At 59.8% G+C, this 25,427-nt stretch carries 18 protein-coding genes and 1 pseudogene; 17 read left to right on the plus strand and 2 right to left on the minus strand.

Annotation, left to right across the window (positions count from 1 at the left end; genetic code table 11):
- The first annotated feature begins 266 nt into the window (after nucleotides 1-266).
- The 8 genes and pseudogenes from ABIE32_RS07175 to ABIE32_RS07210 all read left to right on the plus strand — a co-directional run bounded on the left by ABIE32_RS07175 (nucleotide 267) and on the right by ABIE32_RS07210 (nucleotide 10,924).
- Complete coding sequence (locus tag ABIE32_RS07175; RefSeq protein WP_224152788.1) at nucleotides 267-1,799, plus strand: ABC transporter substrate-binding protein; 1,533 nt, start codon at nucleotides 267-269, stop codon at nucleotides 1,797-1,799.
- A 117-nt stretch (nucleotides 1,800-1,916) separates the two neighbouring features.
- Nucleotides 1,917-2,897 carry an ABC transporter permease gene (locus ABIE32_RS07180; RefSeq protein WP_184706854.1) on the plus strand — a complete coding sequence of 327 codons (981 nt, stop codon included), beginning with the start codon at nucleotides 1,917-1,919 and terminating at the stop codon, nucleotides 2,895-2,897.
- A gap of 1 nt (nucleotide 2,898) precedes the next feature.
- Entirely contained in the window at nucleotides 2,899-4,116 is a 1,218-nt protein-coding gene (locus tag ABIE32_RS07185; protein WP_224150293.1) for a M20 aminoacylase family protein, read from the plus strand.
- A gap of 51 nt (nucleotides 4,117-4,167) precedes the next feature.
- Complete coding sequence (locus tag ABIE32_RS07190) at nucleotides 4,168-5,742, plus strand: ABC transporter substrate-binding protein (protein WP_429014970.1); 1,575 nt, start codon at nucleotides 4,168-4,170, stop codon at nucleotides 5,740-5,742.
- Between the two features lie 64 nt (nucleotides 5,743-5,806).
- Nucleotides 5,807-6,724, plus strand: coding sequence for an ABC transporter permease (locus tag ABIE32_RS07195; RefSeq protein WP_224150291.1), 918 nt, complete (start codon nucleotides 5,807-5,809; stop codon nucleotides 6,722-6,724).
- A 35-nt stretch (nucleotides 6,725-6,759) separates the two neighbouring features.
- Nucleotides 6,760-7,758: an ABC transporter ATP-binding protein gene (locus ABIE32_RS07200; RefSeq protein WP_224150290.1), complete on the plus strand. Its 999-nt coding sequence runs from the start codon at nucleotides 6,760-6,762 to the stop codon at nucleotides 7,756-7,758.
- Between the two features lie 14 nt (nucleotides 7,759-7,772).
- Complete coding sequence (locus ABIE32_RS07205) at nucleotides 7,773-8,825, plus strand: ABC transporter ATP-binding protein (protein ID WP_224150289.1); 1,053 nt, start codon at nucleotides 7,773-7,775, stop codon at nucleotides 8,823-8,825.
- Between the two features lie 224 nt (nucleotides 8,826-9,049).
- A pseudogene (locus ABIE32_RS07210) lies at nucleotides 9,050-10,924 on the plus strand (bifunctional metallophosphatase/5'-nucleotidase).
- Nucleotides 10,925-11,035: 111 nt separating this feature from the next.
- Here the strand turns inward: ABIE32_RS07210 and ABIE32_RS07215 are convergent.
- Nucleotides 11,036-11,881, minus strand: coding sequence for a MurR/RpiR family transcriptional regulator (locus ABIE32_RS07215; RefSeq protein WP_224150288.1), 846 nt, complete (start codon nucleotides 11,879-11,881; stop codon nucleotides 11,036-11,038).
- 2 nt (nucleotides 11,882-11,883) lie between these two features.
- Nucleotides 11,884-13,353 carry a glucose-6-phosphate dehydrogenase gene (zwf, locus tag ABIE32_RS07220; RefSeq protein ID WP_429014972.1) on the minus strand — a complete coding sequence of 490 codons (1,470 nt, stop codon included), beginning with the start codon at nucleotides 13,351-13,353 and terminating at the stop codon, nucleotides 11,884-11,886.
- A 165-nt stretch (nucleotides 13,354-13,518) separates the two neighbouring features.
- Between zwf and ABIE32_RS07225 the strand changes: the two genes are divergently transcribed.
- From ABIE32_RS07225 to ABIE32_RS07265, 9 genes are all read left to right on the plus strand, one after another.
- Nucleotides 13,519-14,529 (plus strand): ABC transporter substrate-binding protein, encoded by a 1,011-nt coding sequence (locus ABIE32_RS07225; protein WP_224150286.1) that lies wholly within the window; start codon nucleotides 13,519-13,521, stop codon nucleotides 14,527-14,529.
- A gap of 56 nt (nucleotides 14,530-14,585) precedes the next feature.
- Nucleotides 14,586-16,829, plus strand: coding sequence for an ABC transporter permease (locus ABIE32_RS07230; RefSeq protein WP_429015135.1), 2,244 nt, complete (start codon nucleotides 14,586-14,588; stop codon nucleotides 16,827-16,829).
- A 1-nt stretch (nucleotide 16,830) separates the two neighbouring features.
- Nucleotides 16,831-17,874 carry an ABC transporter ATP-binding protein gene (locus ABIE32_RS07235; protein ID WP_224150285.1) on the plus strand — a complete coding sequence of 348 codons (1,044 nt, stop codon included), beginning with the start codon at nucleotides 16,831-16,833 and terminating at the stop codon, nucleotides 17,872-17,874.
- A gap of 146 nt (nucleotides 17,875-18,020) precedes the next feature.
- Nucleotides 18,021-18,968, plus strand: coding sequence for a transaldolase (tal, locus tag ABIE32_RS07240; protein WP_224150284.1), 948 nt, complete (start codon nucleotides 18,021-18,023; stop codon nucleotides 18,966-18,968).
- Between the two features lie 135 nt (nucleotides 18,969-19,103).
- Complete coding sequence (pgi, locus tag ABIE32_RS07245; protein ID WP_429014973.1) at nucleotides 19,104-20,711, plus strand: glucose-6-phosphate isomerase; 1,608 nt, start codon at nucleotides 19,104-19,106, stop codon at nucleotides 20,709-20,711.
- Nucleotides 20,712-20,973: 262 nt separating this feature from the next.
- Nucleotides 20,974-21,864: a transporter substrate-binding domain-containing protein gene (locus ABIE32_RS07250; RefSeq protein ID WP_429014975.1), complete on the plus strand. Its 891-nt coding sequence runs from the start codon at nucleotides 20,974-20,976 to the stop codon at nucleotides 21,862-21,864.
- Nucleotides 21,865-22,215: 351 nt separating this feature from the next.
- Nucleotides 22,216-23,532: an ABC transporter substrate-binding protein gene (locus ABIE32_RS07255; protein ID WP_429014976.1), complete on the plus strand. Its 1,317-nt coding sequence runs from the start codon at nucleotides 22,216-22,218 to the stop codon at nucleotides 23,530-23,532.
- A 177-nt stretch (nucleotides 23,533-23,709) separates the two neighbouring features.
- Complete coding sequence (locus ABIE32_RS07260; RefSeq protein ID WP_224150280.1) at nucleotides 23,710-24,567, plus strand: carbohydrate ABC transporter permease; 858 nt, start codon at nucleotides 23,710-23,712, stop codon at nucleotides 24,565-24,567.
- A gap of 10 nt (nucleotides 24,568-24,577) precedes the next feature.
- Nucleotides 24,578-25,417 (plus strand): carbohydrate ABC transporter permease, encoded by an 840-nt coding sequence (locus tag ABIE32_RS07265; RefSeq protein ID WP_429014977.1) that lies wholly within the window; start codon nucleotides 24,578-24,580, stop codon nucleotides 25,415-25,417.
- Nucleotides 25,418-25,427: the final 10 nt, after the last annotated feature.

Genomic DNA, 25,427 nt, shown 5'->3' on the forward strand with positions numbered 1-25,427 from the left:
GGAATTCTGCGTGCGAAATGTTAGTGATTGCCATCTCTATTTGTGTTGCCAAATGGTGATTTTCATATTGAAAACATTCTTATGCAGTCTGTGAAATGAGGCATAGGCAACGTTTAACAGAAAACTCACAAATTTGACGATTTCCTACCCTGGGGGAAGCACCATGAGGCAGTTGAGTTCCTTGCGGCATAGTGGAACTCTTTTTTCTGCGAGACCTTATGAAACAGCCTTCTCTTGCTCTAGCTGCAATAGCGGTAGCCGCCGCCATGGCAACTGGTGTTGCCCAGGCCAAGTCTTTCAAATGGGCCAGCCAGGCCGATGTGGCCAGTTGGGATATCCACGCGCAAAACAACGGTCTGCATAACGCCATCCATCCTTACGTCTACGAAACTCTGGTTACCTATAACAGTAAAAATTTCCAGACCGAGCCGCTGTTGGCCACTTCGTGGAAAGAGGTGAATCCCAAGCAGATGCGCTTTAACCTGCGCACAGGCGTGAAGTTTCAGGATGGATCGGCTTTCACGGCAGACGATGCCGTGTTCTCCATCACCCGTGCGATGGGCAAGACATCCAACTATGGCCCCTTTGTGCAGGGCATCGAGAAGGTCGTTAAGGTGGATGATTCGACCATCGACATCTACATGGTCGATCCCAATCCGGTCTTGCTGCGCCAACTCACCGAACTGCGGATGATGAGCAAGGCCTGGGCTGAAAAGAACAAGTCCACAGAGCCGATGGACATCAAGAAGGCCGATGAGAACTTCGCGCACCGCAATGCCATGGGAACAGGCCCCTTCATCTTGGAGTCCTGGCAACCTGATGTGAAGATGGTGCTCAAGAAGAACCCCAACTGGTGGGGCAATATGCCGGGCAACGTGACAGCAATCACGTATACGCCGATCAAGTCGGCGGCCACCCGCATGGCGGCACTGCTCTCTGGTGAAGTGGACATGGTGCTGGACCCCACGCCACAGGATCTGAACCGCCTGCGTGCCAGCCCGGATCTGAAGATCCTCGAAGGCTTGGAAAACCGCACCATCTTCTTCGGCATGGACCAGTTCCGCGATGAGCTGCCAGGCTCCAGCGTCAAAGGCAAGAACCCACTCAAGGACCAGAAGGTCCGCCAGGCGCTCTACCAGGCCATTGACATCAATGCCATCACCAAGACCATTCTGCGTGGTCTGGGCAAGCCTACCGGCACCTTGGTGGCGCCCCAGGTCAATGGCTGGACCGAAGCGGTTGGAAAGCGCCTGCCCTATGACCAGGAGGTTTCCAGGAAGCTGCTGGCCGAGGCTGGCTACCCCAATGGTTTCGAGGTGGATTTTGCCTGCCCCAACAACCGCTATATCAGTGACGAGGCCATCTGCCAGTCGGTGACTGCCATGTGGGCCAAGGTTGGCGTCAAGGCCAAGCTGCGTACCCTGCCAATGGCCACCTATTTCCCTATGATTCAGCGCAATGAAGCCAGCATCTACATGCTGGGCTGGGGCGTACCGACATTCGATTCGCTCTACAGCCTGCAATCGCTGGTGCGCACGGTGGGCAAGGGTGGCGACGGCAATTACAACGTGGGCCGTTACAGCAACGAGCGCATGGACTATCTGGTGGATCGCGTGAAGACGGAAACCGACCAGCCCGTGCGCACGCGCATGCTGACCGAAGGTCTGCAGCTGTCGAACGACACCGTATCCCACCTACCGCTGTATGACCAGATGATCCCCTGGGCGATGAAGAAGAACATCGACATGGTGCACCGTGCGGACAACCGTGTGGACATCAAGCTGGTGACCATCAACTGATAGAGAACTTTGGCCTTGTGTCCGGTGCCGCTGGCGGCACCGGGCTATTTAAGAGATAGCGGGTTAGGCAAACAGGACGGGCGCAAACCGTTGATTTGCCATTGAAGAGAGTCAGCTATGTTTGCATTCATATTGCGCCGATTGATACAGGCGGTGATCGTGATGGTCGCCGTGGCGTTCATTTCTTTCATGCTGTTCCAGTACGTGGGTGATCCGGTCACCTTCCTGCTGGGGCAAGACGCAACTCCCGATCAGATTGCCGAGTTGCGCAAGGCCCTGGGGCTGGACCAGCCGTTCTTCGTGCAGTTCTGGCATTTTCTGGTCAATGCTGCTCAGGGGGAGTTTGGCATCAGCCTCCGCCAGGGTGCTAAGGTGTCTTCGCTCATTGCCGAACGTTTTCCGGCTACCTTTGAGCTCGCCATGGTCGCCGCCGTGCTGGCTTTGGTCATCGGTGTGCCGATGGGGGTGTATGCGGCACTCAAGCGTGGCACGTTCATGAGCCAGATGTTCATGACCCTGTCCCTGCTGGGGGTCTCGCTGCCCACTTTCCTGATCGGTATCCTCTTGATCCTGATCTTCTCGGTGCACCTGGGTTGGTTCCCAAGCTTTGGCCGCGGAACGACTACGCAGCTGGGTTTCTGGAGCACCGGGCTGCTCAGCGCCAAGGGCTGGCACCACATCGTTCTGCCGGCCATCACCCTGGCTATTTTCCAGCTCACCTTGATCATGCGCCTGGTGCGTGCCGAGATGCTGGAGGTGCTGCGCACCGATTACATCAAGTTTGCCAAGGCGCGCGGCCTGACCAATCGCACCATCTACTTTGGCCATGCACTCAAGAACACGCTGGTACCGGTCATGACCATTACCGGTCTGCAGCTGGGCGGCCTGATTGCCTTTGCCATCATCACGGAGACCGTGTTCCAGTGGCCGGGGATGGGGCTGTTGTTCATCCAGGCGGTGACGTTTGCCGACATTCCCGTGATGGCGGCATACCTGTGTCTGATCGCGCTGATCTTCGTGGTCATCAATCTGATTGTGGATTTGCTGTATTTCGTGGTCGACCCGCGCCTGCGCGTCGAAAAGTCGGGAGGACACTGACATGCAGCGTCTTCCATACAGCGCCAGTTCGCGGGCGTTTTCTCATCTGGCGCAGATTCACCCTGAGCTCACGGCGTTTCGCCGCGATCTGCATGCCAACCCAGAACTTGGCTTTGAAGAAAAATACACCGCAGCCCGCGTGGCAGAGGCACTGCGTCTGTGCGGTGTTGACGAAATCCACCAGGGGATCGGCAAGACCGGTGTGGTGGGGGTCATCCGTGGCAAGAAGCATGCGAGCCGACGCATGATTGGCTTGCGTGCCGACATGGACGCGCTGCCCATCACCGAACAGGGCAACTGCAGCTGGAAATCAGGCAAACAAGGCCTGATGCATGCCTGCGGCCATGATGGCCATACCGCCATGCTGGTGGGTGCTGCGCGCTATCTGGCTGAAACCCGCAATTTTGATGGCAGCGCCGTGCTCATCTTTCAGCCGGGAGAAGAAGGTTACGCCGGCGCGCGTGAAATGATCCAGGATGGGCTGTTCGAGCAATTCCCGGTGGAATCCATCTATGCCATGCACAACTGGCCTGCCATGCGCCAGGGCACGATTGGCATCAACCCGGGTGCAATGATGGCGGCGGCCGACCGCATCCAGATCAATGTGGCTGGAAAAGGTGGCCATGGCGCGCATCCTTACCAGACCAATGATGTGGTGCTGGCTTCTGCACACCTGATCACTGCCATCCAGTCCATCGTGTCGCGCAACGTGCGTGCCATTGATGCTGCGGTTGTCAGTATCTGCGCAGTGCAGTCGGGCGACCTGGGCGCCTTCAGCGTCACGCCAGGCTCTGCCACTCTGGTGGGCACGGTGCGCACCTTCAACCCCGATGTGCAGAATCTGGTGGAGCGCCGGTTGGGCGAGCTGTGCCAGGCCGTAGGGCTTGCTTTTGGCGTGACGGCGCAGCTTCAGTATGAGCGCTCGTACCCGGCCACCATCAACACACCCGATGAAGCCTTGTTTGCTGGCGATGTGGCAGCCGAGCTGGTCGGCGAGGCTCAGGTCGTGCGCAACATGGACCCCAGCATGGGCGCGGAGGATTTTTCCTTCATGCTGCAGCACAAGCCTGGTGCATATCTGCGCCTGGGCCAGGCGGTCGGTGACGACATCATCCCACTGCACAACAACCGCTACGACTTCAATGACGATGTGCTACCCCTCGGGGCCGCGCTGCACGCCGGCATTGTGGAGCGTGGTATGCCACTTGCTTCGGTCTGAAGCTTGTCCAACGAGAGCCGGCCACGAGTCGGCATTCACAAGGGGTAGATGATGAAACATGCAATGCACAAGACCTTGGTGGTGGCCATGCTGGCTGCTGGCTGCATGCTGGCGGGGGCGCAGACGGTACGCATTGGCGCCCAGGGCGATGCTTTGTCGATGGACCCGCATTCCTTCAATGAAACCGTGCAATTGAGCGTGACGGGCAACGTCTATGAGCCACTGGCCGGGCGCAACAAGGATCTGAGCCTTCGCCCGGTGCTGGCCACCAAGTGGGAGCAGACATCGCCGACAGTCTGGCGCTTCACCCTGCGCAAGGGCGTTCAGTTCCATGATGGCACGCCGTTCACGGCAGACGATGTGGTCTTCTCGATGATGCGCACGCAGTTGGAAGGCTCGGACATGAAGACCTATACCAACGCCATCAAGGAGACGCGCAAGATCGATGACTACACCGTCGAGATCGAGTCCAAGGAGCCCGCCCCCATCCTGCCCAGCATGATCTCGCAGGTCTACATCATGAGCAAGAAGTGGACGGAGGCGAACAACGCGGTCAACCCCGTCGACCGCCGCAAGGGTATTGAGAACGCGGCTTCCTTCAAGGCCAATGGCACGGGCCCTTTCCGTGTACGCGAGCGACAGCCCAATGTGCGCACCGTGTTCAGCCGCAGTGGTAACTACTGGGACAAGGTGGATGGCAATGTGCAGGAGGTGGTCTATACGCCGGTTGCCAACGATGCCACGCGTGTCGCGGCCTTGCTGTCCGGCCAGGTCGATGTGATCGACCCGGTGCCGGTGCAGGACATTGACCGCGTCAACAACACCGGCGGCACGCGGGTGGTCTCCGGGCCGGAGTTGCGTGCCATCTTCATGGGCATGGACCACAAGCGCGATGAGCTGCTCAACTCCAGCGTCAAGGGCAAAAATCCGTTCAAGGACAAGCGCGTTCGCCAGGCCTTCTACCAGGCTATCGATATCGAGGGTCTGCACAAGCAGGTGATGCGTGGTGCCTCCGGCAACCTGGCCACCTTGATCGGCAAGGGCGTCAATGGCTATACCGACGACATCAAGCGCCTGCCATATGACCCGGCTGCCGCCAAGAAGCTGTTGGCCGATGCGGGCTATCCCGATGGCTTCGAGGTGACGCTCAACTGCTCGAATGATCGCTACATCAATGACAGTCGTATCTGCCAGGCGGTATCGGCCAACCTCGCCAAGATTGGCGTCAAGGTGCAGCTCAACGCAGAAACCAAGGGAACCTATTTCCCGCGCATCATGCGCCACGAAACGGCGTTCTACATCCTTGGCTGGACGCCGTCGACCTATGACGCGCACAACCCGCTGCTGGCCCTGATGAACTGCAACGATGGCAAGGGCGCAGGGGCGTTCAACTACGGTAACTACTGCAACCCCAAGGTGGACGCGCTGACCCGGCAGGTGCAGTCGGAGACAGATACGGCCAAGCGCAATGCGCAGATCCAGGAGGCGCTGAAGATCGTTGCTGACGATGTCGGCTACCTGCCGCTGCACCAGCAGTACATGAACTGGGGTGTGAGCAAGAACGTGGAGCTGGTGCAGATGGCCGATGGCTTCATGCCCTTCAAATGGATGACGGTGAAGAAATAAGCAGTGATGGACCGGTGCTGCCAGGCCATGACCGGCAGTGCCACCATAGATGAGAGAAATATCGATGACGACGAAAAACCGACTCAAACGCTGGCTCGATAGCGATGTGGGCTACAGCTTCCGAAAATCGCCGATGGCGATCGTGGCAGCCATCATTGCAGCCATCTGCGTGTTCTGCGCGATTTTTGCCAACTGGGTGGCTCCGCACAACCCATTTGACTTGACCACCCTGGAGCTCAGTGACGCCCGCATTCCACCCGTGTGGAGCGAGGAGGGCAGCTGGAAGTACATCCTGGGCACGGATGACCAGGGCCGGGATATTCTTTCTGCGCTGATGTACGGCGCGCGCATCTCGCTGATCGTGGGCCTGGCATCGGTGGCGCTATCGGTCGTTGTCGGAGTGGCTCTGGGTTTGCTGGCGGGCTTCAAGGGGGGCTGGATCGATTCGGTGCTGATGCGCCTGTGCGATGTGATGCTGTCTTTCCCTGCCATTCTGGTGGCATTGCTGATTGCAGGTGTGGGGCGTGCGCTGTTTCCCAACGCCAATGAATCGCTGGCCTTTGGCGTGCTGATCATCTCGATATCACTGACGGGTTGGGTGCAGTATGCGCGCACGGTGCGCGGCTCCACGATGGTGGAGCGCAACAAGGAATACGTGCAGGCTGCCAGAGTGACCGGCGTGGCGCCGCTGCGCATCATGATCAAGCATGTGCTGCCCAATGTGCTGGGTCCTGTGATGGTGCTGGCCACGATCCAGGTAGCTACGGCCATCATTACTGAAGCCACGCTTTCATTCCTGGGTGTGGGCGCACCTCCCACATCACCGTCGCTCGGCACCCTGATCCGTGTGGGCAATGATTACCTGTTCTCTGGCGAATGGTGGATCACCATCTTCCCGGGCCTGATGCTGGTGCTGATCGCGCTGTCGGTCAACCTGCTGGGCGACTGGCTGCGCGATGCGCTCAACCCGCGCCTGCGCTGATGGTGCAATCACAAGACGAAGAAGGACGAACCACGATGTCGTTGTTGGAAGTTAAGAATTTGGTGGTCGAGTTCCCCAATCGCCATGGTGTATTGCGGGCTCTGGACAATATTTCGTTCTCCATTGCTCCCGGAGAAATCCTGGGTGTGGTGGGTGAATCGGGCGCGGGCAAGTCGCTCACTGGCGCCTCGATCATTGGCTTGCTGGAGCCGCCGGGCCATGTGGCCTCGGGTGAGATCGTGCTGGAGGGCGAACGTATCGATCATCTGCCGCCTGAGAAGATGCGCCATATCCGTGGCCGTCGCATTGGCGCGATCTTTCAGGATCCACTGACCTCGCTGAACCCGCTCTACACGGTGGGGCGCCAGTTGATCGAGACCATCCAGACCCATCTCAAGCTGTCGGACAAGGATGCGCGCGAGCGTGCGATCCAGCTGCTCAGGGACACCGGCATTCCGGCGGCGGAGGAGCGTGTTGACCACTACCCGCACCAGTTCTCCGGCGGCATGCGCCAACGTGTGGTGATTGCACTGGCGCTGGCTGCCGAGCCCAAGCTGATTGTGGCCGACGAGCCCACCACGGCGCTCGACGTGTCGATCCAGGCGCAGATCATCACCTTGCTCAAGAATATCTGCCGCACGCGCGGTGCTGCCGTCATGCTCATCACCCACGATATGGGGGTGATTGCCGAGACCTGTGACCGCGTGGCCGTCATGTATGCCGGCCGCATTGCGGAAATCGGCCCGGTGCATGAGGTCATCAACCATCCTGCACATCCCTATACGCGTGGCCTGATGGCCTCGATTCCGGATATGGAGGCAGACCGTGAGCGTCTGAACCAGATCGATGGCGCCATGCCGCGCCTCAATGCCATTCCCAAGGGCTGTGCATTCAACCCGCGCTGCACCAAGGTGTTCGACCGCTGTATGGAGCAGCGCCCCGACCTGATGGCGGCAGGGGCTACGCAGGCCGCATGCTGGTTGCATGCAGCAGACAATCGGCCGGGTGTGGCAGCGACGGAGGAAACGGTATGAGCGAGGTGGCGACGATGGAAAAAAACACTGCAACCGGTACGGCGGCGGGCTCGGCTGGACGTGGGCCTTTGGTGCAGGCACGCGACCTGGCAAAGACTTTTGATGTGTCGGCCCCGTGGCTCAACCGCGTGCTGGAACGCAAGCCGCGTAGCCTGCTGCGTGCTGTGGACGGGGTGAGCTTCGATATCGAGAAAGGCAAGACGCTCGCCTTGGTGGGCGAATCGGGCTGCGGCAAAAGCACCGTGGCGCGCCTGCTGGTGGGCCTGTATGGCCCCACGCGTGGCACCTTCACCTTTGACGGCCAGGATGCACACGCGGCGTTCAAGGACCCGAACGCAAGAGCCATGCGCCGACGCGTGCAGATGATCTTTCAGGACCCGTATGCCAGCCTGAACCCCCGCTGGTCGGTCGAGCAGATCATCGGCGAGCCTCTCAAGGAGCACGGCCTGATCACCAATACCGAGCAGCTCAAAGCCCGCGTGGCGGAGTTGCTGGTGCAGGTGGGTCTGGCTCCCATGGACATGCTCAAGTACCCGCACCAGTTCTCGGGCGGGCAGCGCCAGCGTATTTCGATTGCGCGCGCCCTCGCGACCGAGCCGGAGTTCCTGGTCTGCGACGAGCCGACATCGGCGCTGGACGTATCGGTGCAGGCGCAGGTACTCAACATCATGAAGGACCTGCAGAAAAAGCGCAGCCTCACGTACCTGTTCATCTCGCACAACCTGGCGGTGGTGCGCCATGTGAGTGACCAGGTTGGCGTGATGTATCTGGGCCGTCTGGTGGAATTGGCTGACAAGCAGACCCTGTTTGCCAAGCCGCGTCACCCCTATACGCGCATGCTGCTCGACGCCATTCCCAAGATGCACGATACCGGCAAGGCGCGTACCCCTGTGCAGGGCGAGGTGCCCAATCCGTTGAATCCTCCGACCGGCTGCGCCTTCAATCCGCGTTGCCCACTGGCCAATGATCGCTGCCGCAATGAGCGTCCTCAACTGTTGGATGATGATGGAGTGAAGGTGGCGTGCCACGCCGTGGAGGAAAAGCGCATTCCCGTCATTGCCGCTTAAGCAGATGCTCTCTTGAAAGGCCGGCAGCGTGCATGCCGGTTTTTTTACGCCCGGATTTGAAGAGGACGGGCCTTCTCTTGCCTATGAACGGATGAAGATACGTTGACGCCTTGTGCCTTGCGGGATTCATACGCACGTCATCGAACTGCCAAACCATGGAGTCCTTTCTTGAAACGGAGATGGGCATGGCAGCAGTGTGGATGCGAGAGGGTGCGCGTCAGGCGATGTATTGGGCGGTGTGCGGCGTGTCTGCTGCCGTGCTGGTTGCCTGTGGAGGAGGCGGCTCGGACGATGGCGCAAAAGACGATGTACTGACCATTCTGCATGTCAACGACCATCACTCCACGTTGGCCAGCAAGACTGCGACCTTGCAATTGCCTGTAGATGGCAAGACGACGGCAGTCACCGTCAATGCTGCGGGCTTTCCGCGGGTGACCGCCGCCATCGAGGAGCTGGCCGCCCAATCAGGCAATGTACTTAAGCTGCATGCGGGCGATGCAATCACCGGCACCTTGTACTTCAACCGTGCGGGCGCGGATGGCGAGGCCGACATGGCGATGCTCAATACGGTGTGCTTTGATGCCTATACGCTCGGCAACCATGAATTCGACAAGGGAGATACCGGTCTCAAGGGCATTCTCGACCGACTCAAGAGCGGTAGCTGCAACACCAGCGTACTCAGTGCCAATGTACAGTTCGGCGCCAATTCGGCATTGAATCCGAGTCGCGCACCCAATATGGTGCGCCCCTCCACTGTGATGGAGCGTGGCGGCAACAAGATCGGTATCGTGGGGCTGACGATTGCCCAGAAGACCAAGGCCTCGTCCAGCCCCGACAAGGACACGATGTTTGAAGATGAAGCCACGGCGGCGCAGCGCGAGATTGACAAGCTGCAGGCCCAGGGCGTCAAACGCATCGTGCTGCTCAGCCACATCGGCTACGACAATGACAGGGAACTGGCCCGCAAGCTGCGTGGTGTGGATGTGATCGTGGGTGGCGATTCTCACACCTTGCTGGGACCAGAGGCGGTGAAGACTCTCGGTGTGGGCTCTCCCGCGGGCGCGTATCCGACCGGCACTACCGACAAGGACGGCAAACCCGTGTGCATCGTGCAGGCCTGGGAATATTCGCAGGTGGTGGGTGAGCTCAAGGTCAAGTTCAACAAAGATGGTGAGGTCAGCGAATGCAAGGGAACGCCCCATGTGCTGATCGGTGACAAGTTCCAGATTGGCGGCCAGGATGTTACGGAGGCGCAGCGCAGTGCCATTGTGAACAGCGTCAATGCCGCGGGATTTCTGAGGATGACGGCGCCGTCTGCCAAGGCCCAGGCAGTGCTACAAGCTTTCACCGACAAGGTTGCCAGCTTCAACACCACCAAGGTGGCAGTGGCCCCGCAGGAGCTGTGCTCGCGCCGGGTGCCCGGTGGTGAAGGCACCATGGACTACAGTCGCTCCAGCGCCGCGTGCAATGCCGAAGGCGGTGTCAGCTTGCGTGGCGGAGATATCCAGCAGCTGGTGGCGCAGGCGTATCTGGAAGTGGCCAACGCCAAATATGGTGGCGCCGATATCTCTCTGCAAAGCGGTGGTGGGGTGCGCATTCCCTTGAGCGGAGAAGTCACTGCTGCCAACGTCATCCAGGTGCTGCCTTTTGGCAATATGTTGTACCGCTTGAATGTGACCGGCGCAGAGGTGAAGAACATGCTGGAAGACGGGCTGGAGGCGGTCTAAGGCGCTGGCGGCACCACGGGTCCCTACCCTTACACGGGTGGCCTGCGTTTTGATGTGAATGCCGCATCGGCCTTTGGCAGCCGTGTTTCGGGCATCGAAGTGCGAGACGCCTTGACCGGCCAGTGGGCCTCTCTGGACCAGGGCAAGACCTATCGGCTCTTCGTGCTGAGCTTCAATGCCAATGGGGGTGATGGCTACAAGACATTGGCATCGGTTCCAGCTGAGCGCCGCCTGGACATTGGCGTGCTCGATGCCGACGTGCTATTCAATTACATCGAGTCTCAGGCCAAGGATGCTGCGACAGACCTGCCGGTGCTCAAACGTCTGCCCACGGATCTGTACAGCACCAAATCCTTTGCAGGTGGCCGTTGAGTAGTTGATGGTGCAAAGCAAAATGGGCAGCTGGTGCTGCCCATTCTTTCGCCCAGGACCTGGCGGCCAGCCTTTGCGCCGAGTGGCTTCCGCTGTGGCCAAGGCGCTGCATCATGTATAGCGCTTGGCGCGCAGGTTGTCCTTCATCTGTAGCAGCACGGGTTGCAGCGGCTCACCAATGCGCAGGGCTACACCGGTGGCAAGCACATCGATGATCAGCAGGTGCAGCAGGCGTGAAACCATGGGGCTGTATCGATCGTAGCCCTCGGGGTGGTCGGCGGCAAGGTGAATGTCGGCAGCACGCGCGAGCGGCGAGCCGCTGGCGGTAATGGCGATGGTGGTGGCGCCATTGCGTTTGGCGATGTCTGTGGCGTCCATCAGATCGCGGGTGCGGCCCGAGTTGGAAATCACGATGGCGCAGTCTCCGGCACCCAGCATGGTGGCGCTCATCACCTGCATGTGGCCGTCGCTGGTGGCAAGGCTGGTCACGCCCAGGCGAAAGAATTTGTGCTGCCCGTCCTGCGCCACGATGCCGGAGTTGCCCACTCCATAGAACTCGATGCGCTTGCCTGCTCGCCAGGTCGCGACGATGGCGGTGGCTGCCGCCTCCAGCGCCGTGGTGCTGGCGGCATTGCGGTAGGCCAGAAAAGCGGCTACCGAGTTGTCAACCACCTTTACCAGTACATCGCTGGTCTTGTCATCGGCATCCACGCTGCGATGGATGAAGGGCACGCCTTCGCTCACGCTGCCAGCAAGCTTGAGCTTGAAATCTGCCAGCCCGTCATAGCCCATGCTGCGGCAAAATCGCACCACGGTAGGCTTGCTGACATGGGAGCGATCAGCCAGCTCGCGCACCGGCAGCGATGCGAACGCGCGCGGGTCGGCCAGTACCAGGCGTGCCACGCGCTGTTCGGCCGGGGCCAGCGAGGGCAGGGAGGCGGTTATGCGATCCAGCATCTTTACAGTTCCTCCATCCAGCTATGGCCATCGCGTGCCACCAATGCGCTGGCAGCACCGGGGCCCCAACTGCCTGCCGCGTAGGGCCGTGGCCCTTCTCCGTTGGCGTTGGCCTGCTGCCAGTTCTCCAGGATCGGCTCTACCCATTGCCAGGCCGCTTCCTGCTCGTCTGCGCGAACGAACAGGTTCAGGCGCCCGGCGATTACATCAAGCAGCAGGCGCTCGTAAGCGCCGACCCGCTCGCTGCCAAAGCGCTGGTCAAAATCGAGGTCGAGCGCAGCGGGGGAAAGCGTCTGAACGCCTCCGGCATCGTCCTGGCTTTGCGCTGCCGCCATCAGGTGCAGGGTCAAGCCGTCCTTGGGCTGGAGGTGGATGACCAGGCGGTTGGCCGCGCCCATGGGCGTGCGGTAGATGGCGTGGGGCACCTGACGGAAATGCACCACGATGGAGGCCTCCCGGCCCGCCAGTCGCTTGCCGGTACGGATGAAGAACGGCACGCCGGCCCAGCGCCAGTTGCTGATTTCGGTGCGTAGCGCCACAAAGGTTTCTGTCTGGCTGTGGGGCGCAACGCCAGTTTCCTGCCGGTAACCGGGGACGGGCTGGCCCTTGATCTGGCCGGGCGCGTACTGGCCGCGCACCACATCACGGCTGAGCGTCTCGGGCGTCCAGCGCTTGAGCGATTGCAACACCTTGAGCTTTTCATTGCGTATCGCATCGGCATCGGCGCTGATGGGCGGCTCCATGCCTATTGCGCACAGCAGTTGCAGCGCATGGTTCTGCACCATGTCGCGCAGTGCTCCGGTGGTGTCGTAGAACTCGCCGCGCTTTTCCACGCCCAACTGCTCGGCCATCGTGATCTCGATGCTGGCGATGTTCTCGCGCCGCCACAGCGGCTCGAAAATCGTGTTGCCAAAGCGCAATGCCAGCAGGTTCTGTACCGACGGCTTGCCCAGGTAGTGGTCGATACGGAAGATCTGGGCCTCGTCGAATACCTGCCGCACTGCGGCATTGATGGCCATGTTCGATGGCAGATCGTGGCCCAGCGGCTTTTCCAGCACCACACGCGTGTGCGGCGTGTTCAGTCCACAGGCACCCAATTGCTCGACGACGGTGGAAAACAGTGAAGGCGCCGTTGCCAGGTACATCACCACCGTATCGGCCTTGCGCTGCAAAAGCAGATCGCGCAGCGCTGCGTAGTCGCCCGGGTGCGACAAATCCATGCGCTGGTAGCGCAATAGCTGCGCGAACTGCGCGAACTCACCGTTGTTGGGGCGCTTGTCGGCCTCCACCTCGGCCAGGCGCTGGGCAATCAGCGCACGGTATTCGTCATCGGACATCTCGTTGCGGCCGACGCCAATGATGCGGCCGTCTGCTGGCAAGCTGCCATGCCGAAAGGATTGGAACAGTGCGGGCAGCAGTTTTCGCCATGCCAGATCACCGGTGCCACCAAACAAAACCAGATCAAAGCTCATGAAACTTCCTGAACATTAAGGCGGTTATTAATGTAACTTAGTTTCATTGATCGGTGGAAGCCCTCAGGCGAATGAAGCGTCGCTTTTTGAAATATGTCAGTTTGATGACGATAATCGACAGCGACAATCGAGCAATTAATACATTTATCCGGCAAGGAGAAAACTATGCAGCGTTGGTTGATAGGTGGCGCGTTGGTGGCCGCAGCGTGGGGAGCGCAAGCCCAGGGGCAAGTCAATGTGATCTGCTCGGTGCAGGCCGAATGGTGCAACACCATGGCCACGGTCTATACCAAGACGACGGGTGTCAAGGTCAACATCACGCAAAAGGGCTCGGGCGAGGCGCTGGCACAGCTCAATGCCGAAAAGGCCAATCCCAAGACCGACCTGTGGTTTGGCGGTACCGGCGACACGCATTTGCAGGCAGCCGAGATGGGCCTGACCCTGGAATACAAATCGCCGCTGCTCAAGGAGCTGTACCCCTGGGCGGTTCGCCAGGCAGAAGATTCCAAGTTCCGCACTGTGGGCGTTTACCTGGGCCCTCTGGGCTTTGGTTTCAACAAGGAACTGCTGGCCAAGAAAAAGGTGGCAGCGCCTGCCTCGTGGGCTGATTTGATCAAGCCCGAGTACAAGGGCGAGGTGCAGATGGCCAACCCCGCCAGCAGCGGCACCGCCTATACGGTGATTGCCACCCTGGTGCAGATCATGGGTGAGGACAAGGCCTTCGATTACCTGCGCGCGCTCAACAAGAACATCTCCACCTATACCCGTGCAGGCACGGCGCCGGTCAAGGCGGTGGCGCGGGGCGAGACCATGGTGTCGATCAGTTTTGTGCATGATGTGACCACCGAGGCCGTACATGGCTTTCCGGTTGATTCCAACACCCCTGCCGAAGGTACGGGGGCAGAAATCGGCTCCATGAGCATTGTCAAGCACGGCCCTAACACTGCAAACGCCAAGGCGTTCTATGAATGGGCGCTGACGCCGGGCGGCCAGCAATTCGGTCTGGCGGCCAAACAGTACCAACTGCCCAGCAACAAGAATGTGCCCAAGGACCCGCGTGTCGTTGATCCCGCCAAGATGAAGCTGATCAACTACGACTATGCGAAGTACGGTGCCAGCGCCGAGCGCCGCCGCCTGATTTCGAAGTGGGAAAAAGAAGTTCAGGACTCCAAGTAAAACAGGTCTTAGCGCCCGTCATCCGGGCGGAGAAAGCAATGAATGCAGTAGCAAAAATGCCGGTGCCATCACCGGCAATACGCCCTGCACGCAAGGCCCAGGGCGCCAACCAGGCGCTCTGGGCCTGGGTGTTGTTAGGGCTGGCAGCCTATGTGGTGCTGCCGTGGTATGCCATTCAGGATGCCAACGGGCTTGCCAAGGTCGCTGATGTGTTCAGCGACGAATCGGCGGGCAATGGACTGATGCAGGCCTTGCAATGGGGCAGGGGTTGGCTGTGGGGCGGCGTAGCCGGATTGGCTCTGGCAGCGGTGGCGGCCGGCATGCCTGCGGGCAAAAAGCAGGGTGGGGTTCTGCTGCTGGGTGGTGCGCTGGGTTTGCTGGCCTTGCTCGGCAGCGGTTTTTCCATTGGCGCGCGCGGCTGGTCGTACGAATGGATGAACCAGGCCTGGGGCGAGCTGGATGTGCGCCAATTCGGCTTCGGTTGGGGGGCATTTGTCGTGCTCACCAGCCTGATGGTTCTGTTCGCCTTCGGTCTGGCGCGACGCGGGTTCTTCAAGGGCGATCTGTTCGTCGCGGCAGCCGTGGTGGGCTGCGCGAGTCTGCTGGCGCTTTTCATCGTCTACCCGGTCACCAAGGCGCTCGCTGGTGCCTTCTTCACCGAAGACAACCAATTGCAGTGGACCGCCATCATCGGCCGCGTCTTCAACGAACGCAATTTCGGGCTGGCCTGCATCAGCGATGGCAAGCGCTGCGGTGTGGCCTGGAACACCTTGTTCATCGGCCTGATGACGGCTGCCAGCACCACCTTCCTGGGGACCTTGATGGCGCTGATGGCCGAGCGTTCAGGCCGCAAGGGCAGCAAGGCGCTGAATGTGCTGGCGCTGCTGCCCATCATCACACCGCCGTTTGTCGTGGGCCTGGGCCTGATTCTGCTGTTTGGCCGCGCGGGCATCGTCAATGCAGCGCTTGAGTCCTGGTTCGGCATCGAGCCGACGCGTTGGTTCTATGGCTGGTTTGGCGTGTGGGTGTCGCAGACCTTCGCGTTCACGCCGATTGCCTTCATGATCATGCGCAGCGTGGTGCAAGGTGTGGCACCCAGCATGGAAGAGGCAGCGCAAACGCTGCGCGCCAGCCCGGTGCAGACTTTCTGGACGATCACCTTGCCGCTGCTCAAGCCGGGTCTTGCCAATGCGTTCCTGGTCGGCTTTATCGAAAGCATGGCCGATTTCGGCAACCCGATTGTGGTGGGCGGTCAGTTTGCGGTGCTTTCCACCGAAATCTTCTTCTCCATTGTTGGTGCGCAGTACGACCAGGGGCGTGCCGCGTCACTCGCCTGGATCCTGATGGTATTTGCGCTGGGCGTTTTCATGCTGCAACGCAAGGTACTGGGCAGCAAGAGCTACACCACGGTATCTGGCAAGGGCGATGCGGGCATTCCCATGCCGCTGTCGACTGGCATTCGTCGTGCGGTATACGGTATTGCAGTGCCATGGATGCTGTTCACCCTGGTGGTGTATACGTTCGCGTTTGCCGGTGGCTTTGTGCAGACCTGGGGGCGCGACTACACGCCAACCCTGAACCATTTCCGCTCGGCTTTTGCGCTGGAGTGGGGGCAGTTTGGCATCGTGTGGGCGGGCACGGCCTGGAACTCGTTCTTCACCACCATCAAGCTCGCCGCCATTTCGGCGCCAATGACCGCTACGGTTGGGTTGCTCATTGCGTGGCTCCTGGCGCGTACCGAGTTCAAGGGCCAGAGCGCGTTTGAGTTCTCGGCGCTGCTGGCCTTTGCCATCCCTGGCACGGTGCTGGGCGTGAGCTATATCCTGGCCTTCAATGTCCCACCTTTTGAGCTGACGGGAACCTCGCTCATCATCATTCTGTGCTTCATGTTCCGCAACCTGCCCGTTGGCGTGCGCGCGGGGACTGCGGCGTTCAAGCAACTGGACAAATCGCTGGATGAAGCCTCGATGATGCTGCGCGCAGGCAGTGTGCAGACCTTGCGCCATGTGGTGCTGCCGCTGCTCAAGCCCGCCTTGGTGACGGCGCTGGTCTACAGCTTTGTGCGGGCGATCACGACGGTGAGCGCGGTGATCTTTCTGGTCACCGCCGAGAACGAATTGGCAACCACCTACATCATCGGCCGCGTCGGCAATGGCGACTATGGCATTGCGCTGGCCTACTGCACGGTGCTGATCGTGCTGATGTCTTTGGTAACGGCGGCCATCCAGTGGCTGGTGGGAGAGCGTTCGCTGGGCCGCCGCAAGGCCAAGGCTGCAGCAGGAACGCAGGGAGTGCATTGATATGAGCGGTATTGTTTTTGAAAATATCTCCAAACGGTATGGCAGCAGTGCTGATGCGCCGTTGGCAGTGAAGGACATCAGTTTTGAGGTACCCAGAGGCAGCCTGAGCACCATCCTCGGCCCTTCGGGCTGCGGCAAGACCACGACCCTGCGCATGATCGCCGGGCTCGAATCTCCCACCAGTGGCCGCATCTTTATCGACGGACAGGATGTGACCACGCTGGGCCCTGCGCAGCGTAACGTCAGCATGATGTTCCAGAGCTACGCGCTCTTTCCGCACATGACCGTGCTGGAAAACGTGCAGTACGGTCTGCGCATGTCCGGTGTGGCCAAGGAGGAAGGTCGGCGCCGCGCGGTGGAAGCCCTGCGCAATGTGGGTCTGGACCGGTTCGATGACCGGCTGCCGAGTGAACTGTCGGGTGGCCAGCAGCAGCGCGTGGCCCTGGCGCGGGCCCTGGTGCTGGAGCCGGCAGTGCTGCTGTTTGACGAGCCCCTGTCCAATCTGGATGCGCGCCTGCGCCGCGAAATGCGTGAAGAGATTCGCGCACTGCAGCAGCGCCTGCAACTGACCGTGGCCTATGTGACGCATGACCAGAGCGAGGCGCTGGCCGTCAGTGACCAGATCATCGTGATGGATGTGGGGCGCATCGCGCAGCGTGGTACGCCGCAAGAGCTGTACGAGGCACCGCAATCCGAGTTTGTGGCGGGTTTCATGGGTGAAGCCATGCTGTTCCCGGGAGTGGCCCAGGCCGATGGCCGCGTGCATCTGGGGCCATTGGTGTTGAACCCGCGCCAGCCGGTGGTACCCGGAGAGGTGAAAGTGGCCGTGCGGCCCGAAGCATGGCAGATTGAGGCTGCGGGCACAGGCATTGCCGCTACCCTGGCCAAGCGCGCCTATCTGGGAAGCGGCTACGAATACACATTCGATACGGCACTGGGCGCGATTTTTGTCGTCTCGCCCGATCTGGGCCGGGTGCTGCCGATCGGGGCGCAAGTTGGGTTAAGCTTGGGCCAGCACGGCGTCTCTGTCGTACAAACGAAGTGAGCGATGCATGCATTCCCCTGGAAAACAGCGGAAGTAGTGCAAAAACCATAGCTGATGGCGCTCGTCTTGATTGGAGTTTAGTGATAAAAATCATTGAAATCCAATATGGATGGGTGCTGAAAGCTCTCTTTTTTTAGCAAGCGACCATGAACCAACTCGATGCACTGAAAGCGCTGACCACGGTGGTGGCAGATACCGGCGATTTCCACCAACTGGCGCAATTCCAGCCGCAGGATGCCACCACCAATCCGTCGCTGATTCTGAAAGCCGTGCAAAAGCCGGAATATGCGCCGCTGCTGACGGAAACAGTGCAGAAGTTCCGCGGCAAGCCCACCGATGAAATCATGGACCGCCTGCTGGTGCGCTTTGGCACCGAGATCCTGTCCATCATTCCTGGCAGGGTGTCGACGGAAGTCGATGCGCGCCTCTCGTTCGATACTGAGGCCACCGTGGTTCGTGCCCAGCGCATCATCGCGCTGTACCAGGCCGAAGGCGTGCATATCGACCGCGTGCTGATCAAGGTCGCATCGACCTGGGAAGGCATTCAGGCAGCCAAGCGCCTGGAAGAACAAGGCATTCACACCAACCTGACCTTGCTGTTCGCGCAATGCCAGGCCATTGCCTGTGGGCAAGCCAAGGTACAGCTGATCTCGCCTTTTGTGGGGCGCATCTACGACTGGTACAAAAAGCAGGCGGGCAGCAACTGGGACGAGGCCGCCATGGCTGGCGCCAATGACCCGGGCGTGCAATCGGTACGGGCCATCTTCAATTACTACAAGCACTTTGGCATTGCAACCGAGGTGATGGGTGCGAGCTTCCGCAATATCGGCCAGGTGATTGCATTGGCTGGCTGCGACCTGCTGACCATATCGCCCGATCTGTTGGCGCAGTTGGCCGCCGCCGATGCGCCAGTGGCGCAGGCTCTGTCAGCCGATGCCGCCAAGCGCATGCAGCTGGAGCCCGTGCAGTACGACGAAGCAGGTTTTCGCTTTGCATTGAATGAAGATGCGATGGCCACCGAGAAATTGGCCGAGGGCATTCGTGCCTTTGTCGCCGATGCCATCAAGCTCGATAAACTGCTGCAAGCGGCCTGATAGAGGACTGCATTCGGCCTGCGGCGCCGTCTTCGCCTGGCTTCTTCGCGCCGAGTCGATCAGACTGCAGCTTGCCAGACCGTTTCAGTGATTGTTTCTCAAGCGCCTGCGCCTCCGGTGTGCAGGCCCACCACCATGAACTCAGCTTTCTCCATGCAGCGCAAGCGCTGCGACCAGACGCCTGCCTGGCAGCAGCTGCAGCAGTATTTTGGGACGACCGGCCAGCAGCTGGACGTGCGCGAGGCCTTTGTGCAGGATCCGTCCCGCTATGCCTCTTTCTCGCAGCAGGCGCCACACGTGTTTGCCGATCTGTCCAAGAACCGGGTGGATGCGACCAGTCAGCAATTGCTGCTGCAACTGGCGCGCGAATGCGAGCTGGAACGCTATCGCGATGCGATGTTTGCAGGCGATGCCATCAATCAGTCGGAAGACCGCGCCGTCATGCATTGGCTGCTGCGCCAGCCCGAAGAAGGGCTGAACAGCTGGCTGCCGGGCAGCAACGCTGCGGTGCGCGGCGCTTTGCAGGAAGTCCACGCCAGCCTGAACCAGATGTTGGCGCTGGCCGAGCAGGTGCGAGCCAATCCGCAGATCACCGACATCGTCAATATCGGCATCGGCGGCTCCGACCTGGGGCCGGCCATGGTCGTCAATGCGCTGGAAGACTGGCGTATCGAAGGCAAACGCTTCCACTTCGTCTCGAATGTGGATGGCCATGAGCTGGGCCACGTGCTGGCGCAGGTCAGGCCCGAGTCCACCTTGTTCCTGGTGGCCTCCAAATCATTCACCACGCTGGAGACCATGGTCAATGCGCATTCGGCGCGGGAGTGGTTTGTGGCGCAAGGTGGCAGCGACGACCGTGCTGCGGCATTGTCGATTTCCAGGCATTTCTGGGCGCTGACAACCAACACCGAGGCCGCCGCCAAGTTTGGTATCGATACCACCCTGGGTTTCTGGGACTGGGTGGGTGGCCGCTATTCGCTGTGGTCGGTCATCGGGCTGCCCATTGCGATTGCGGTGGGGGCGGAGCATTTTCGTGCGTTGCTACGCGGCGCGCATGACATGGATGTGCACTTCAAGACGGCGCCGTTGGAGTTGAACCTGCCGGTGCGCATGGGTCTGCTCGATATCTGGTATCGCAACTTCTTCGGCTTTGGTTCGCGCTGCGTCGCACCTTACAGCCATGGCCTGCGACGTCTCTCAGCCTACCTTCAGCAGCTGGAGATGGAGAGCAATGGCAAGGGCATGGACGTGCACAACCAGGTGTTGCCATATTCCACCTCTCCCGTGGTCTGGGGGGAGCCAGGCACCAATGGCCAGCATGCGTTCTTCCAGATGATCCACCAGGGGCGGGATGTGATTCCAGTCGAGTTCATCGCGGCTCGCGATGGCGGCAAGACGCTGGCAAGCCACCAGAACAACCTGGTCATCAACGCCATCGCACAGGCCCAGGCCCTGCTGGTGGGGCGCACCGAGGAAACCGGCCCCCGATACTGCCCGGGCAACCGCCCCAGCACTTTCCTGCTGGTGGACAAGCTCTCGCCCATGACGCTGGGCGCACTGATTGCGCTGTACGAGCACCGTGTATTTGTCAGCGGGGCCCTGTGGGGCATCAACAGCTTTGACCAATGGGGCGTGGAGTTGGGCAAGCAACTGGCCAAGGATCTGTTTGCCCGGCGCAACCGCAACGACTGGCATGGCGTGGACCCTTCCACCCAGGCACTCGTGAACAAGCTGGCTCCTTGACGACAATGGCTGCTTGACACTGCGCTGCAGCATGTTGTTTCCAATTCGGTAATACATGCTTCCGAATCAGCGTTTGGGAATCCTTCCAGTCTCTGGAATACTCGATCAGTTATTGCGCGAGCGCAACCTTTCAGTTCGGCCCCTACTCGGGGCTTTTCTGGATGGTCGGCGCGCAGAGCCGACAGCACACTGACAAGGCTGGCTCGGCAGTCTGGCGATTGACCGGACTGCCGCATTCGTCATTTCCAAGGGGATACCAATAATGAAATTCAGCATCAAGATGGCGGTGGCGGTTATGGCCGTGGCCGCAGGCGGCGCAGCCATGGCGCAAAGCACGTTCGACAAGATCAACAGCGCCGGCAAGGTGGTGATGGGCGTGCGCGAAAGCTCGGCTCCCATGGCCTATGCCATTGGCTCCAACCAGACCTTTGGCGGCTACCACGTGGAACTGTGCGAGCGCGTGCTCAAGGAAATCGCGCCCAATGCCAAGATCGAATACATGGCATTGACCGCGCAGAACACCATGCCGCTGGTGCAGAACGGCACGGTGGACATCGGCTGCGGCCCCACGACCAACAACCTCACCCGCCAAAAGCAGGTGTCGTTTGCGGTGACAACCTATGTGAGCCAGGTGCGCGCAGCCGTCAAGGCAGATTCCAACATCACCAGCCTCAAGCAGCTTGACGGCAAGAACGTGGCCGCCTCGGCAGGCACCACGGCCGTGCAGTTGCTGCGCAAGTTTGGCAAGGACAACAACGTCAACCTGCCCACCACCTTGGGCAAGGACCATTTCGAGAGCTTCATGCTGCTCGAATCCGGCCGTGCCGATGCCTTTGTGCTGGATGACAACCTGCTGGCGGGCGTGATTGCCAACTCCGCCAATCCCAAGGGTTACAAGATCGTGGGAGAAGTGCTGGGCTCCGAGCCCATTGCCATCCTGTTCCGCAAGGACGACCCTGCTTTCAAGAAGGCTGTGGACGACAGCCTGACCAAGCTGATGAAATCCGGCGAACTGGCCAAGGTATACGACAAGTGGTTCATGCAGCCGATTCCGCCCAAGAACATGGCCTTGAATCTGCCGATGAGCGACACGCTGAAGAAACTCATCCAGGAACCCAACGACAAGCCCTTGGAAGCCTACGCCGACCAGTAAGGTCTTCTCCCTGGCTTGATTGCAAACCCAGCTTTGGCTGGGTTTTTTGTTGCCAATTTCTATCGCCGGGCTCCGTTCACATCGGGCCCATGCTGTACCTCCGATTGTATGGAGCACCGGGGTGTGGCGGCGGAGAAGGGGCGGCTGGCCAGACCGCGCAGGTGGTTGTGATCGCCTCGCGGTAGGCGGTGGTTTCGTGGTGGCGTAACTTCTATCTGTATTTGTATCTCTAAAAAAGGGAATACCCTATTGCATTGGTGCAAGAGAGTATTGAATGTGGAGAAAATGGTACCGGACTCGCAAGCGGGCATGCGGACAATCCTCGGTCATAGATAACACCAAGGAGATGTCATGATGCGCTTTGCCCCAGCCGGCCTCGTGCTTGCACTCGCTACTGTCGGGTTTGATGCCCATGCGGATACCGAACTCGTCATTGCCACCGTGAACAACGGCCACATGATCGAGATGCAGAAGCTCACCCCCTTTTTTGAGAAGGCCAACCCAGGCATCAAGCTCAAGTGGGTGACGCTGGAAGAGGGTACCTTGCGTCAGCGTGTGACAACCGATATCGCCACCAAAGGTGGGCAGTTCGATGTGATGACCATCGGTTTGTATGAAGCGCCGATCTGGTCGAAGAAAGGTTGGCTCCAGCCCATTGCCACCGATGCCGCCTATGACGTTGACGATCTGCTGCCTGCCATTCGCAGCGGGCTGAGCCACCAGGGCAAGCTCTATGCGGCGCCCTTCTACGCAGAAAGCTCTATGCTCATGTACCGCAAGGATCTTGCTGACAAGGCGGGCGTCAAGTTCAGCGATCCGCCGACATGGACAGAGGTCAAGGATTTTGCGACCAAGGTTAACGACCCCAAGGCCGGTGTATACGGCATCTGCCTTCGCGGCAAACCTGGTTGGGGCGACAACATGGCGCTTCTGACAACCATGGTCAATACCTACGGTGGCCAGTGGTTCGACATGGCCTGGAAACCGCAGATCGAAACCCAGCCGTGGAAGGATGCAATCGGCTTTTACGTCGATCTGATGAAAAAGAATGGCCCCCCGGGCGCATCGGCCAACAGCTTCAACGAAAACCTGGCGCTCTTCAACGAAGGAAAGTGCGCTCAGTGGGTGGATGCGACCATTGCTGCCTCTTTCATCTCTGATCCCAAGCAATCAAAGGTGGCCGACAAGGTAGCGTACGCACAGGCGCCGGTGGCTGTCACCCCCAAGGGGGCCAATTGGCTGTGGTCGTGGAATCTGGCCATTCCCGCCAGTTCATCCAAGGGCGAGGCAGCGCAGAAGTTTATCCGGTGGGCCACTTCCAAGGATTACATCAGCCTGGTTGCCAGGGAGCATGGCTGGAGGGCAGTACCTACGGGTACGCGCAAATCGACGTACGCGAACCCGGAGTTCCAGAAGGTCGCCGGATTTGCTGCAGCTGAGAAGCGCTCCATCGATGCGGCCAGCCCCAATGCTGGAGAGAACACATTGCCTCCATCGCCCTATGCGGGCGTGCAGTACGCAGCCATTCCGGAGTTTCAGGCCATTGGCGTTGCAGTGGGCCAGCAGATGAGCGCAGCACTCGCAGGCAAGGTGTCGGTCGAGCAGGCGCTCAAGACGTCGCAGACGATGGCCGAGCGTGAAATGAAAAAGGGCGGCTACTACAAGTAAGCGCATTCGTGCCTCTTGCTTGTGCACTCCCTGTGGAGTACGCACCAGCCCTATCCATGCAGCACTGACTGCGGGGATAAAGGCAAGGCGTTTGAGAAGAGGCTGGAGCCTGTAGGTTCATACATGCGCCAAGCCATTTCTCACGCTCATGTTCACTGTTGTTAGCCGGAATGCCTTATGCAACGTCTGCTTCCCCGCGCCCTGATGGCGCCTGCTGTGATTGCGCTCCTTCTCTGGATGATCGTGCCACTGTTGATGACGCTGTACTTCTCGTTCGTCAACTACAACCTGATGCAACCGGGTGAGCGCAGTTTTTCAGGTATTGAAAATTTCCAGTACTTCGTCACCGATCCTGATTTCTGGCCGGCTGTGTGGAACACGCTGCTGCTCATTGGCAGCGTGATCGGCATCACCGTGGTGTTGGGTGTGCTGCTGGCGCTCCTCGTCAACGAGCCTTTTCCAGGGCGTGGACTTGTGCGGGTGTTGCTGATCTCGCCTTTTTTCGTCATGCCCGCGGTCAATGCGCTGCTGTGGAAGCACATGATGATGAATCCGATTTATGGGATTCTGGCCGATCTGTGGCGCAGCTTCGGCGCCGAGCCGGTTGACTGGTTGACCGACTGGCCCTTGCTGTCGATCATCATCATGGTTTCCTGGCAGTGGCTGCCCTTCGCATGCTTGATCTTCATCACTTCGCTTCAGTCACTGGATCGCGACCAGATGGAAGCTGCGCGCATGGATGGCGCGAATGGACCGCAGCGCTTCTTCTACCTCATGCTTCCGCATCTGGGGCGGCCGATGGCGGTGGTCATCATGATCGAGATGATCTTTCTGCTCTCGGTCTTTGCCGAGATCGCCATCACCACCGGCGGCGGCCCGGGCAATGCCAGCACAAATATCACCTACATGATCTTCAAGCAGTCGCTGCTCAATTTTGACGTGGGTGTGGCCTCTGCCGGTGCGCTTTTTGCAGTGGTGCTGGCCAACATCGTCGCGGCCTTCTTGATTCGCATCATCGGAAAAAATCTGGATTGAGGAGCCCTGCATGTCATCCCACCCCTTTGCGCTCCGCACTCTTGTTCCCACCTTGGCCCGAACGGCTGCTGCATGGGCCGCTTCGCTGCTGCTGTTCTTTCCGCTTGGCTGGCTGTTTCTCACGGCGTTCAAGACAGAGTTGCAGGCCATTGCCGTGCCGCCGCTCTTCGTCTTTGAGCCATCGCTGGAAAATTTTGCCGAAGTACAGCGCCGCAGCGATTACCTGCTGTATGCGCGCAACTCGCTCATCACCAGTGTGGCCTCTACCCTCATTGGTCTGGCGATTGCATTGCCTGCGGCCTATTCGATGGCGTTCTTCCGTACCAGAAAGACGCGCGACATCCTGATGTGGATGCTCTCCACCAAGATGATGCCTGCGGTTGGCGCGTTGGTGCCTGTCTACGTGATGGCGCAGACCGCAGGCATGCTCGACAGTCTGCCTGCATTGATCGTGGTATTTACGCTTTCCAATCTACCCATCATGGTGTGGATGCTCTACACCAGCCTCAAGGACATCCCGCACGAAATTCTGGAAGCCGCGCGCATGGATGGTGCCACGCTGTGGATGGAGTTCCGCTATGTGGTGATGCCCCTCATGGTGGGTGGCATGGCCTCCTGTGGTCTGCTGTGCCTGGTGCTGAGCTGGAACGAGGCCTTTTGGGCGCTGAATCTCACATCAGCCAAGGCAGGCACGCTGGCCACGCTGATCGCGTCGTACTCCAGCCCGGAGGGCCTGTTCTGGGCCAAGCTGTCGGCGGCTTCGCTGATGGCCATTGCCCCAATCGTGGTTTTTGGCTGGTTTTCGCAGAAACAACTGGTTCAGGGCCTCACCTTTGGTGCGGTCAAGTAACCAAAAGATG

Origin of the sequence: Comamonas sp. 4034, from assembly GCF_050434545.1 — a bacterium.
Lineage (GTDB): Bacteria > Pseudomonadota > Gammaproteobacteria > Burkholderiales > Burkholderiaceae_C > Comamonas > Comamonas odontotermitis.